The 12794-nt window shown below is 70.9% G+C and carries 10 protein-coding genes; 5 read left to right on the plus strand and 5 right to left on the minus strand.

The window, feature by feature from the left end:
- Window positions 1-15: 15 nt before the first annotated feature.
- Window positions 16-1242 (minus strand): branched-chain amino acid ABC transporter substrate-binding protein, encoded by a 1227-nt coding sequence (locus tag QF037_RS34835; RefSeq protein WP_307032115.1) that lies wholly within the window; start codon window positions 1240-1242, stop codon window positions 16-18.
- A 291-nt stretch (window positions 1243-1533) separates the two neighbouring features.
- The gene (locus QF037_RS51100; RefSeq protein WP_373463855.1) at window positions 1534-1914 is read right to left on the minus strand and encodes a hypothetical protein; all 381 of its coding nucleotides are present in this window, start codon (window positions 1912-1914) and stop codon (window positions 1534-1536) included.
- A gap of 189 nt (window positions 1915-2103) precedes the next feature.
- Between QF037_RS51100 and QF037_RS34845 the strand changes: the two genes are divergently transcribed.
- Window positions 2104-2973 carry a hypothetical protein gene (locus QF037_RS34845; RefSeq protein ID WP_307037838.1) on the plus strand — a complete coding sequence of 290 codons (870 nt, stop codon included), beginning with the start codon at window positions 2104-2106 and terminating at the stop codon, window positions 2971-2973.
- Between the two features lie 161 nt (window positions 2974-3134).
- Here the strand turns inward: QF037_RS34845 and QF037_RS34850 are convergent, their stop codons facing one another.
- Together QF037_RS34850 and QF037_RS34855 are read right to left on the minus strand one after the other, a co-directional pair.
- Complete coding sequence (locus QF037_RS34850; protein ID WP_307032117.1) at window positions 3135-3623, minus strand: PaaI family thioesterase; 489 nt, start codon at window positions 3621-3623, stop codon at window positions 3135-3137.
- Between the two features lie 48 nt (window positions 3624-3671).
- Window positions 3672-5951, minus strand: a complete 2280-nt coding sequence (locus QF037_RS34855; protein WP_307032118.1) for an FdhF/YdeP family oxidoreductase — start codon at window positions 5949-5951, stop codon at window positions 3672-3674.
- Window positions 5952-6216: 265 nt separating this feature from the next.
- On the opposite strand from QF037_RS34855, the gene polA reads away from it, so the two are divergent.
- On the plus strand, window positions 6217-8943 hold the full coding sequence (gene polA, locus QF037_RS34860) for a DNA polymerase I (protein WP_307032119.1): 2727 nt from the start codon (window positions 6217-6219) through the stop codon (window positions 8941-8943).
- A gap of 451 nt (window positions 8944-9394) precedes the next feature.
- On the plus strand, window positions 9395-9763 hold the full coding sequence (locus QF037_RS34865) for a hypothetical protein (protein ID WP_307032120.1): 369 nt from the start codon (window positions 9395-9397) through the stop codon (window positions 9761-9763).
- On the opposite strand, the gene QF037_RS34870 is transcribed toward QF037_RS34865, so the two are convergent.
- On the minus strand, window positions 9696-10544 hold the full coding sequence (locus QF037_RS34870) for a DUF4184 family protein (RefSeq protein ID WP_307032121.1): 849 nt from the start codon (window positions 10542-10544) through the stop codon (window positions 9696-9698). The two genes, QF037_RS34865 and QF037_RS34870, sit on opposite strands and share 68 nt — an antisense overlap.
- Before the next feature lie 256 nt (window positions 10545-10800).
- Here QF037_RS34870 and QF037_RS34875 point away from each other — a divergent pair, with 256 nt between their 5' ends.
- Window positions 10801-12513 carry a lytic transglycosylase domain-containing protein gene (locus QF037_RS34875; protein WP_307032122.1) on the plus strand — a complete coding sequence of 571 codons (1713 nt, stop codon included), beginning with the start codon at window positions 10801-10803 and terminating at the stop codon, window positions 12511-12513.
- Window positions 12514-12658: 145 nt separating this feature from the next.
- Window positions 12659-12793 carry an SPW_0924 family protein gene (locus tag QF037_RS34880; protein ID WP_307032123.1) on the plus strand — a complete coding sequence of 45 codons (135 nt, stop codon included), beginning with the start codon at window positions 12659-12661 and terminating at the stop codon, window positions 12791-12793.
- Window position 12794 lies beyond the last annotated feature (1 nt).

Genomic DNA, 12794 nt, shown 5'->3' on the forward strand with positions numbered 1-12794 from the left:
TGCTGCGGGTCTCGGTCAGCCGGTGTAGGTGCCGGACTTGACGGCCTTCCAGGCGCCGTTCTCGACGGCGTAGACGGTGAGCTGCTTGTTGGTGGCGTCACCGTACTCGTCGAAGGAGACCTTGCCGGTCACACCGTCGAAGGACACGTTCTGGACGGCGGCGGTGATCTTCGCGCGGGCGTCGGACGGCAGCTTGCCGTCGTTGTCGTCGACGACCTTCTTGACGGCGAGGATGATCGCCCAGGCGGCGTCGTAGGAGTAACCGCCGTAGGCGGCGTACTCCTCCTTGTAGTTGGCCGCCTTGTAGTCGGCGACGAACTGCTTGGCGGAGGGGAGTTCCTCGACGGGGGCGCCGACGGAGGTGGCGAGGTCACCGGCGCTGCCGGCGCCGGCCAGTTCGACGAAGGTCGGGTCGAAGATGCCGTCACCGCCGACGAGCGGGATCTTGGCGCCGGACTGCTTGATCTGCTTGCTGAGCGGGCCGGCCTGCGGGTACTCGCCGCCGTAGTAGACGACGTCGGCGCCGGAGTTCTTGACCTTGGTGGCGACCGCGGAGAAGTCCTTGGTGTCCGGGTCGATGTGGTCGGTGCCGACGACCTTGCCGCCGAGCTTCTTGAACTCCGCGGTGAAGGTGGAGGCCAGGCCGGCGCCGTAGGTCTTCTTGTCGTCGATGACGAAGACCTTCTTCTTCTTGGCGTCGTTGAAGACGTACTGCGCGGCGAACGGGCCCTGGATGGCGTCCGTGGTCGCGGTGCGGAAGTACGACTTGTAGGTGCGGACCTTCTCCTTCTGCCAGTTGACGCCCTGGGTGAGGCCCGGGCCGGTGTTGGCGGGGGAGATCTGGACGAGCTTGGCGTCGTCGAAGACCTTCTGCATGGACTCGGCCACGGAGGAGTTCAGCGGGCCGACGGCGCCCAGGACGGACTTGTCGCTGACGAGCTGGACGGCGTTGGCCTGGCCCGAGGAGGGCTGGGCCTGGTCGTCGAGGGCTTTGATCTCGAAGGTGACGCCGTCTACGAGCTTCTGCTTGTTGGCGGTCTTCGCGGCGAGGTCGACGGAGTTCTTGATGCCGAGGCCCAGTGCGGACAGGTCGCCCGTGAGGGGGGCGTCGACGCCGATGACGACCTTGGTGCCGTCCGCGGAGTCCGAGCCGCCGTCGTCGTCGCGCGAGCCGCAGGCGGTGAGGGTGAGTGCTCCCGCCGCCAGCGCGGCGGTGATGCTGATGAGCGAACGTTGACGCACGATTCGTCCTTTCACTGGCGCGGCGCTTCCCCCTGGAAGCGGCCGAGTCGTTGCGCTGGGTCCCTGACGTGACAATCCGGTGGCGCGGTGACTGGCCGTGACTCTAGGCGGGTGTGGGGATCGTGGAGGAGGGTCCGGGCCAGGCTGTGACGCTCTTGTTATGACACGTCGTAATGCAGAGCGGTACTGAGTGGGCGGAACAGTGGAATTAAGCCCGATTCGCCCGGTCCGCATTGTGAGAACCCGCAGGACCCGACCTGGACGGTTCAGGTGTCTCAGCGGTTTTGGTGATTACTCAGAATTGTTGCTGCAGGCGACTTGTAGCGACTCTGAGAGCTGCTGTGCATAGCGCTGTCCGAGGATGAAACTGTGGACTTCTATTGCACGCGTATTACGTAGAGTTACGTCGAGGAAAGGGAGTCCGGCGTTCCACGGCACTTTTCTGCATTGCGTCACGTGCATGGTCACGATGATCTTGCGGCTTGAGCCCGCTGTCGTCCGGAAAGGGGCCATTGGGGTCGATTTCACGGACAGGCCGGCGTACGGCTGGGAGATCCGGGTCACGGTGACCGGAGGGCCGGCCAGCACGGTCAGCTCCACCCCCAGGCTGAAGCTCCGCCTCGGCGCACCCTCGGGCGTCGGCTCCCAGCTCAGGTAGTGCACATCGGTCACCTGGGAGGGGTACGGCGGGGGGAGTGCCGCCGGCGGCTGGGGGCGGGTGGCGTAGAGGTAACCGCCGCCCGCGACGAGTACGGCACACGCGAGACTGCCGAGGGCGGCACGCCGGTGCCTGCCGTACCACTCGACGACCCGGCCTCGCGGACGCCGTACGACCGGCAGGGCCTCGAGAGCGTCCCACGCGTGCGTGCCTTCCCCGGGCTCGACGGGCCCTACGCCACTCACCGGCGGCCCCTTTCGCCGACGACGGGCGGGGGGCTCACGCCGATGGGCGGCCGGGGTTTCACCTCGACGGGGCACGCGGACCTTGAGCGGCGGCCCGACGTGAGCCTCGCGCCGACGATCAGCGGGGGCGTCGGGCCGGTGGGAGGACTGGGCATCGCGTCGACGGTCTGCGGTGGGTCCCTGTCGACGGTCGGTGAGGGCGTTGCGGTGGCTGTCGGGGTGGGCCTTGCGTCGGCGGGCGCGGTGGGCTTCGCGCCGACGGTCTGCGGAGAGCCCGCGTCGACGGTCGGCGAGGGCGTTGAGACAGCTGTCGGCGAGGGCCCTGCGCCGGCGGTCGGCAGAGGCGTTGCGCCGGTCGGCGGCGTGGGTGTCGCATCGACGGTGGGTGAGGGCTTTGAAGCGGTGGGACGCGTGAGCCTTGCACCGGCGGTGGGTGGGGGCGTCGCGTCGGTGGGCGCGGTGGCCTTTGAGCCGGTGGGTGGCGTGGGCTTCGTGTCGGCGGTGGGTGAGGGCTTTGAAGCGGTGGGACGCGTGAGCCTTGCACCGGCGGTGGGTGGGGGCGTCGCGTCGGTGGGCGCGGTGGCCTTTGAGCCGGTGGGTGGCGTGGGCTTCGTGTCGGCGGTGGGTGAGGGCTTTGAAGCGGTGGGACGCGTGAGCCTTGCACCGGCGGTCGGTGAGGGCGTCGCGTCGGTGAGTGGCAGGGGCCTTGCGTCGGCGATCTGCGGAGGGGGCGCGTCGACGGTCGGCGAGGGTGTCGCGTCGGTGGTCGGCGGGGCCGTTCCGCGTCGGAGCTTCGGGGGTCCTCCCGTTCTCATGCCCCGACGCTAGGCCCTGGGGGGTGGGTCGGGCCAGAGTCCGTTGGGGCGGGGGGAGTTGGGTGTGGCCTCGTGGGGCGCGGAGGTGCGAGGGTTCCGGGGGCGTGTGGCCCCGGGGCGGCGGGGGCTGGGGTGTGGGGCCCGGGGCGGTCCCGGGCCGGTGTCCCGGCGGGGTCAGTTGGCCGCCACGATGTGGGCCGCGTCGCCGGGGTTCACGTCCCGCAGCAGACACGTCAGCCGTGCGCTGCACACCCGCCGTCCCTCCTCGTCGCTGATCACGATCTCGTACGTCGCCGTCGACCGCCCCCGGTGCACGGGCGTGGCCACGCCGGTCACCAGGCCCGAGCGCGCCCCGCGGTGGTGGGTGCAGTTGAGGTCGACGCCCACGGCGATCTTGGAGCTGCCGCCGTGCAGCATGGAGCCGACCGAGCCGAGCGTCTCGGCCAGGACGGCGGAGGCGCCGCCGTGCAGCAGCCCGTACGGCTGGGTGTTGCCCTCCACCGGCATCGTCCCGACGACCCGGTCCGCGGACGCCTCCACGATCTCCACGCCCATGCGGGTGCCGAGGTGACCCGCGGAGAACAGTGCCGGCAGGTCGACGCCGAGCGCGGCGTACTCGTCGATGACCTCTTGCGGGAACTTCACGTGCTGCTGCTCGCCCATGGGGCCCGGCTCCGTTTCGTCGGGATCACTGCTCGGCTGAGCAAACGCTCAGTCGGTCGCCGATTGTTCCAGACGGACGACGACGGACTTGCTGGCCGGGGTGTTGCTGGTGTCGGCGGTGGCGTCCAGCGGCACCAGGACGTTGGTCTCCGGGTAGTAGGCCGCCGCACAGCCCCGTGCTGTCGGGTAGTGCACGACCCGGAAGCCGGGCGCCCGCCGCTCCACGCCGTCCTTCCACTCGCTCACGAGGTCGACGTAGGAGCCGTCGGCGAGCTTCAGCTTCCGGGCGTCCTCGGGGTTGACCATGACGACCCGGCGGCCGTTCTTGATGCCCCTGTAGCGGTCGTCCAGGCCGTAGATCGTGGTGTTGTACTGGTCGTGCGAGCGCAGCGTCTGCAGCAGCAGCCGGCCCTCGGGCAGCGCGGGGTACTCCACGGGCGCGGCGGTGAAGTTGGCCTTGCCGGTGGCGGTCGGGAAGCGGCGCTCGTCGCGGGGGGCGTGGGGGAGGGCGAAGCCGCCCGGGTGGGCCACGCGCGCGTTGAAGTCGTCGAAGCCGGGGACCACGCGCGCGATGCGGTCGCGGACGGTGGCGTAGTCCTTCTCGAACTCCTCCCACGGGGTGCGGGAGGCGGTGCCCAGCACGCGGCGTGCGAGGCGGCAGACGATGGCCGGCTCGGACAGCAGGTGCCTGCTCGCGGGCTCCAGGCGACCGCGGGAGGCGTGCACCATGCCCATGGAGTCCTCGACGGTCACGAACTGCTCGCCGCTGCCCTGGAGATCGCGCTCGGTGCGGCCCAGGGTGGGCAGGATCAGGGCACGCGCGCCCGTGACCGCGTGCGAGCGGTTGAGCTTGGTCGACACGTGCACGGTCAGCCGGGCGCGCCGCATGGCCGCCTCGGTGACCTCCGTGTCGGGGGAGGCGGAGACGAAGTTGCCGCCCATCGCGAAGAAGACCTTCGCCTTGCCGTCGCGCAGCGCCTGGATGGCCCGTACGACGTCGTAGCCATGCTCGCGCGGCGGCGCGAAGCCGAACTCCTTCTCCAGGGCGTCCAGGAAGGCGGGCGCGGGACGCTCGAAGATGCCCATCGTGCGGTCGCCCTGGACGTTGGAGTGACCGCGGACCGGGCAGACGCCCGCCCCGGGGCGGCCGATGTTGCCGCGCAGGAGAAGGAAGTTGACCACCTCGCGGATGGTCGGCACGGAGTGCTTGTGCTGGGTGAGGCCCATGGCCCAGCAGACGATGGTGCGCTGCGAGGCGAGGACCATGCCCAGGGCCTGCTCGATCTCCTCGCGGGTGAGGCCGGTCGCGGTGAGTGTCTCGTCCCAGTCGGCGGCGCGGGCCTGGGCCGCGAACTCCTCGAAGCCGTGGGTGTGTTCGTCGACGAAGGCCTGGTCGATCGCGCCCTCGGTCTCCAGGATCAGCTTGTTGAGGAGGCGGAAGAGGGCCTGGTCGCCGCCGATGCGGATCTGCAGGAACAGATCGGTAAGGGCGGTGCCCTTGAGCATCCCCTGGGCGGTCTGGGGGTCCTTGAAGCGCTCCAGGCCCGCCTCGGGCAGCGGGTTGACGCTGATGATCTTCGCGCCGTTGGCCTTGGCCCGGTCCAGGGCGGAGAGCATGCGGGGGTGGTTGGTGCCGGGGTTCTGGCCGGCGACGACGATCAGGTCGGCCTTGTAGAGGTCCTCCAGCAGGACGCTGCCCTTGCCGATGCCGATCGTCTCGTTCAGGGCCGAGCCGGAGGACTCGTGGCACATGTTGGAGCAGTCCGGCAGGTTGTTGGTGCCGAGTTCGCGCGCGAACAGCTGGTAGAGGAAGGCGGCCTCGTTGCTGGTACGGCCCGAGGTGTAGAAGAGGGCCTCGTCGGGGGTGCCGAGGGGGGCGATCTCCTCGGCGACGATGTCGAAGGCACGCTCCCAGGTCACCGGTTCGTAGTGCGTGCCCCCTTCGGGGAGGTACATGGGGTGGGTGAGCCGCCCCTGCTGCCCGAGCCAGTAGCCGCTGCGCGTGGCGAGGTCGGTGACCGGGTGCGCGGCGAAGAACTCGGGGGTGACCCGGCGCAGGGTGGCCTCCTCGGCGACCGCCTTCGCGCCGTTCTCGCAGAATTCCGCCTTGTGCCGGTGGTCCGGCTCCGGCCAGGCACAGCCCGGGCAGTCGAAGCCGTCCTTCTGGTTCACGCGCAGGAGGGTGAGCGCGGTGCGCTTGACGCCCATCTGCTGCTGGGCCATCCGCAGCGTGTGTCCGATGGCCGGCAGCCCCGCCGCCGCGTGCTTCGGCTCGGCGACCTGCGGAGCGTCCTGAACCGGATCACCCTTGGGCGGCTTGGTGGCCATCGCACACTCTCCTTCGCGCACACATGTGAGGTACGTCTCCGATCCTCGCACGCGGGGGTGACAACGGCGTTCGCCGGGCGTGGGACTCGGTGAACACGGCCTGCCGGCACCCGACCGCGGAGGGTCACGGAGGCGCCCAACTCCTCGTCCCGGTCAACCTTTCGCCATGGCCGCCGCAGGCTCGCGCCGGCGGGAGGGCGGTGCCGAACCAGCCCGGGCCCCGGATGGCGGCCGACTGTCAGTGCGGCGTGGCAGGATCGGGGTCGTGGCAGAGACAGCAGCGAAGCAGACCGACAACAGCCCCGGCGGCAGCCGCCCGCGCCTGATGCTCATGGACGGGCACTCGCTTGCCTACCGTGCGTTCTTCGCGCTGCCCGCGGAGAACTTCACGACCGCGACGGGCCAGCCGACGAACGCGATCTACGGCTTCGCCTCGATGCTGGCCAACACCCTGCGCGACGAGGCGCCCACGCACTTCGCGGTGGCCTTCGACGTGTCCCGCAAGACCTGGCGCTCCGAGGAGTTCACGGAGTACAAGGCCAACCGCTCCAAGACCCCGGACGAGTTCAAGGGCCAGGTCGAGCTGATCGGCGAGGTCCTGGACGCGATGCACGTCTCGCGGTTCGCGGTCGACGGCTTCGAGGCCGACGACGTCATCGCCACGCTCGCCACCCAGGCCGAGGCCGCGGGCTTCGACGTGCTGATCGTCACCGGTGACCGCGACTCCTTCCAGCTCGTCAGCGAGCACACCACCGTGCTCTACCCGACCAAGGGTGTCTCGGAGCTGACCCGGTTCACCCCGCAGAAGGTGTTCGAGAAGTACGGTCTGACGCCCGCCCAGTACCCGGACTTCGCGGCCCTGCGCGGCGACCCGTCCGACAACCTGCCCGGCATCCCCGGCGTCGGCGAGAAGACCGCCGCGAAGTGGATCAACCAGTTCGGTTCCTTCGCGGACCTCGTCGAGCGCGTCGAGGAGGTCAAGGGCAAGGCGGGCCAGAACCTCCGCGAGCACCTGGAGTCGGTCAAGCTCAACCGCCGCCTGACGGAGATGGTCCGCACGGTCGAGCTGCCGAAGACGGTCGCCGACCTGGAGCGGGCGCCGTACGACCGCAAGAGCCTCGCGATGATCCTCGACACGCTCGAGATCCGGAACCCGTCCCTGCGCGAGCGCCTGCTCGCCGTCGACCCGGGCGCCGAGGAGGCCGAGCCGGCCCCCGCCGCGACGGCCGGCGTGGAGCTCGACGGCACCGTGCTCGGCACCGGCGAGCTGGCGGGCTGGCTCGGCGAGCACACCACCGGCACGCTCGGCGTCGCCACGGTCGACACCTGGGCGCTGGGCACCGGCTCGGTCGCCGAGATCGCCCTCGCGGCGTCCGGGGGAGTGGCCGCCTGGTTCGACCCCACCGAGCTCGACGAGGCCGACGAGACGGCGCTCGCCGCCTGGCTGGCCGACGCCGGCAAGCCCAAGGTCTTTCACAACGCCAAGGCCGCGATGCGCGTCTTCGCCGAGCACGGCTGGAGCATCGCCGGCGTCTCCATGGACACCGCGCTCGCCGCGTACCTCGTCAAGCCGGGCCGCCGCTCCTTCGACCTGGACGCCCTGTCCCTGGAGTACCTGCACCGGGAGCTGGCGCCCGCCGCCTCGGCCGACGGCCAGCTCGCCTTCGGCGCGGACGACGGCGCCGAGGCCGAGGCCCTCATGGTGCAGGCCCAGGCCATCCTCGACCTCGGCGAGGCCTTCACCGAGCGCCTCGAAGAGGTCGGTGCGACGGACCTCCTGCGCGACATGGAGCTGCCCACCTCCGCGCTGCTGGCCCGCCTGGAGCGGCACGGCATCGCCGCCGACCGGGCGCACCTGGAGGCCATGGAGCAGATGTTCGCCGGCGCCGTCCAGCAGGCCGTGAAGGAGGCCCACGCCGCCGCCGGACACGAGTTCAACCTGGGCTCGCCCAAGCAGCTCCAGGAAGTCCTCTTCGGCGAGCTCGGCCTGCCCAGGACGAAGAAGACCAAGACCGGCTACACCACCGACGCCGACGCTCTGGCCTGGCTGGCCACGCAGACGGACAACGAACTGCCGGTGATCATGCTCCGCCACCGCGAGCAGGCCAAGCTCCGCGTCACCGTCGAGGGCCTGATCAAGACGGTCGCGGCGGACGGCCGTATCCACACCACGTTCAACCAGACCGTGGCGGCGACCGGCCGGCTCTCCTCCACCGACCCGAACCTGCAGAACATCCCGGTCCGCACCGACGAGGGCCGGGCGATCCGCCGCGGGTTCGTGGTCGGCGAGGGCTTCGAATCCCTGATGACCGCGGACTACAGCCAGATCGAACTGCGCGTGATGGCCCACCTGTCCGAGGACGAGGGCCTCATCGAGGCGTTCACCTCCGGCGAGGACCTGCACACCACGGTCGCCTCGCAGGTGTTCGCGGTCGAGCGCGCGGACGTCGACGCGGAGATGCGCCGCAAGATCAAGGCGATGTCGTACGGGCTGGCGTACGGCCTGTCCGCCTTCGGCCTCTCCCAGCAGCTGAACATCGACGCGGGCGAGGCACGTGCCCTGATGGACACGTACTTCGAGCGCTTCGGCGGTGTGCAGGAGTATCTGCGCCGGGCCGTGGACGAGGCCCGGGCGACCGGCTACACGGCGACCCTCTTCGGCCGCCGCCGCTATCTGCCCGACCTCAACAGCGACAACCGTCAGCGCCGCGAGGCCGCCGAACGCATGGCCCTCAACGCGCCCATCCAGGGCACGGCGGCCGACATCGTCAAGATCGCCATGCTCAACGTCGACAAGGCCCTGCGGGAAGCAGACCTCACCTCCCGCATGCTGCTCCAGGTCCACGACGAAATCGTCCTGGAGATCGCCCCGGGCGAGCGCGAGGCGGTGGAGGAACTCGTCCGCAGGGAAATGGCGGACGCGGTCCAGCTCACGGTCCCGCTGGGCGTCTCGGTCGGGGTGGGCCCGGACTGGGAGTCGGCAGCGCATTAGCCTCCGGCGGCCGGGTGTGGGGGTGGGCGAATGCCGGGCGGCTGGCCATCGGCGGCTACGCCAGCTGCCCCAGGGGCGCGGGGAACTGCGAAATAAGCCCCCACACACCCGGCCGCTGGGCGTCTCGGTCGGGGTGGGCCTGAGCTGGGAGTCGGCGGCGCACTAGCCTCCGGCGGCCGGGCGTGAGGGTGGGCTGAATGCCGGGCGGTTCGCCATCGGCGGCTACGGCGGCCGACCTAGGGGCGCGGGGAACTGCGCGACCAGCCCCCACACACCCGCACCCGCCCACGAACCCGCCCCGGCCACCTGTTTGTGGCGGGGGTGAAGGGGGCGCAGCCCCCTGGAGATGGGACGGGCAGGGGCGGCGGGGGCGAGAACAGGCCCCCCGCCCCGTCACCCACGTGGTCCCCGACAACACGCTCCCCATCCCCCGGCCCGTGAAGATGCGGACATGGGTATACGCACGCTCCACCGCCACACGGCTCCGGCGCAGGCGACCACCGATGCGACCGCGTCCACCCCACCGCCGTCGGTCCCGCCCTTCGCGGCAACGGCCAGTACCGTCCGCATCCCGGCCGACCTCGCGACGGCCCTGCGCAAAAGGGCCGCGGACCTGCGTCACCGGCTCACCCGGAGGGACTGGCGGCGCACCGCCGACCGGGCCCGCGGCCGTCTCGCACTGCTCCTCACGGCACTGCCCCGCTCCCGCCGGGTCCGGACCGCCACCGTGTTCCGCGTGACCGCCGCCGCGGTCAGCGACCGCCTCGACGGCTCAGCTCCCGGCCAGGACCGGGCACCGGGACCGGACGCCACACCCTGACGCCCACGGCGTACACCAGCACCCCCAGCACGAGCCCGGCGCCCACCCCGAAGCACAGCGTCGGGATCAGCTCCCACGGCTTCGCGGTGGACCCCCAGTAGGCCCACCACCGCGAGGCCCGCTGCACCGCCCCGACCAGCGCACAGCCACCGATGACGACAGCGGCCCACCACCGGTCCGCGCCGATCAGCACAGGCACCCCCACCGGCTCGGCGACAGCGCCCCGCACCCGCCGCAGGGCGTACCCCAGGAACACCGCGATCACGACCGCGGCCACCGCCGAACTGCCGTACTGCAGGTACCAGTACAGCGGCGAGCCCGCGATCGTCTCGCCCAGGACGGGGAACACCCGCATCCCCCACCGGTCGAAATGGGTGAACGCGTCCCACACGACATGCGTCAGCGCACCGAGCGCCGCCGACACATACCAGCGCGCCACCAGCGACGGCCGGACACGCGCGCGTGGCACCCCGCAGCGCAGCAAGGTCGCCGCCCGTGCCTGCCGGCGCCGGGGCAGCAGCGCCACCAGTGGCTCGCGGATCAGCAGCCACAGTCCCACCAGCGCCCACGCGACGAGCACGTCGACGGTGAAGACGCCCGCGAAGGAGTGGGTGAAGGTCCCGAACTCCATCGCCTCGGACAGGACACTCGCCGCGAAATAGGTCATGTCGGGGGCGAAGGAACCCGCCACCAGTACCGCCGGCACCAGCGAGGCGCGGCCGGTTCCATCGGTGCGTAAAGCGGGCAGTACAGCGGCCGCGTGGCTCAGCGTGAACGGCAAGAAGGCCCCCGGGTTCGGTGTGGTCGGACCGGCCCAGTATGGCCAACTGGTGAAAACCGGGCACGAACGGGTGCCCGCGCAAAGCAAGTTGTCGTAGGGTCGCCTGGGTCGCCGTGCCGGGGAGCGCGGTCGAACAGAAGTACACGGCACTGAATGGGTCCACGAGGGCAACCTGCACCGCGGGTCGATCGTCACACCATGGCGAGCACGTCGAACGGAGACGGGCGCTCGGGCGTCCACGGGAGGGATTCACTTTATGTCGGCGCAATTCGGCAGGAGGCTGCGCAAGGGAGCGGTGGCCACCACCGTCGCCGCGGCGGCTGTCGCGGCACTCTCAGCGTCCCAGGCACCCGGCGTGACGGTCGACGACAGTGGCAGATCGACCGCGGCCGACGCCCAGCCCTCTCCCGACGCGACCGGCGACGACAGCGGTGCGACCGGCAACTCGCCGTACTACACGGACCTGCCGCCGCTCAACAGTCCGAGCCCCGCACCGACCGTCGGCACTCCCGCCGCCACCGGTTCGACCGAGGCCGGCATACCCGCGACCGTGCTGGACGCCTACAAGCGGGCCGCGTCCTCGCTCCAGTCGTCCAAGCCCGGCTGCAACCTGCCCTGGGAACTCCTGGCCGCCATCGGCAAGGTGGAGTCCGGCCAGGCCCGCGGCGGCCGCGTCGACGCGGACGGCAACACCATCGGCAAGATCCTCGGCCCCAAGCTGAACGGCGTCGGCTTCGCGCACATCAGCGACACCGACGGCGGCGCGTACGACGGTGACAGCGTCTACGACCGGGCCGTCGGCCCCATGCAGTTCATCCCCTCCACCTGGGAGTGGGCCGGCCGCGACGGCAACGACGACGGCAAGAAGGACCCCAACAACATCTACGACGCGGCGCTCGCCGCCGGCCACTACCTGTGCCGCTTCGGCTGGGACCTGTCCACCCAGTCCGACCTCAACAGCGCGATCCTCAGCTACAACAACTCGCAGGACTACCTGAACACGGTCCTGTCGTGGCTGGAGTACTACCGCAAGGGCACCCACGAGATCCCCGACGGCACCGGCTCCATTCCGGACAACCGCAGCGACGAGAACGACAGCGCGAGCCCGACGCCGTCGCCCACCCCGCCGTCGACCCCCGGTACGCCCAGCACGCCCGGCAGCAACACCCCCAGCCCCACACCGCCGCCTTCGGACAACCCGAGCACGCCGGGCACCCCCACGCCGAAGCCCACCCCCACCGACACGGTCGACCACCTCGAGGACGCGGGCACCGCCAAGCTCACCGCGCAGGCCGGCGACACCTTCACCAAGAGGATCAGCACCCGCGCCGAGACCTCGGCCGGCAAGGCCGTCGGCAAGGTCCGGATCCGCTTCACGATCGTCGGCGACACCGACACCACCTTCACGGGCGGCGAGAGCGTGGCGACGGTGGTCACGAACAGCTCCGGCGTGGCCGTCGCGCCCACTCTCAAGGCGGGTGAGACGACGGGCGAGTTCACCGTCCGCGCCACCGTCGTGGGCCGCTCGGTCACCGGCCTCGACTACAAGGCGTCCGTCACCGAGCGCGTCGCCGACACCCTGGCCCGCACCAGCGACACCGCGCTGACCTGCACCCCCGGCGGCGAGTTCGCCGACCAGGTCGTGGTGAAGGCGACCTACGCCGGTGCCGTCGCGGACCGGGTCGCCGCCACCGCCACCCTGATCACCTCGGCGGACGACGCGACCGCGAACACCAAGGGCCCCTACTTCAAGGACGCGGACGGCAAGACCGTACGCACCCTCACGGGCCTGGAGACGGACGCGGACGGCCTGCTCAAGCTGCCGAAGCTGTACGCGGACGACACCACCGGCACGTTCCTGCTCCGCATCAACACCTCCGGCGGCGCGACCCTGACCGTCGAACTGACCGTGGCTGCGGCCGCCGAGACGTCGGAGTCCCCGAGCCCGTCGGCCAGCCCGAGCGCGTAACGGCTCGTTCCTGTCGTACGACCATGGCGGCGCCCCTCGTGAGGAGGGGCGCCGTCGTCGTGTGCAACGTGTTCTCATCTCGCCCACCCGTTGCTACGGTGCCGAACCTGACGACCTATCAGTTCCAGTCCGTCGGGAGGCCCGCATGCGTGCTCTGATCGCCGCCGCGATCGGCCTGGCCGTCGCGTTCGCCCTGGTCCTCACGATCACCGCGATGGGGTCGCCGGCCGGCGAGACATCCCCGAAGCCGCTGCTGACGACGGTCCCGTCACACCCGTAAC

Source organism: Streptomyces canus (assembly GCF_030815415.1).
GTDB lineage: Bacteria > Actinomycetota > Actinomycetes > Streptomycetales > Streptomycetaceae > Streptomyces > Streptomyces canus_F.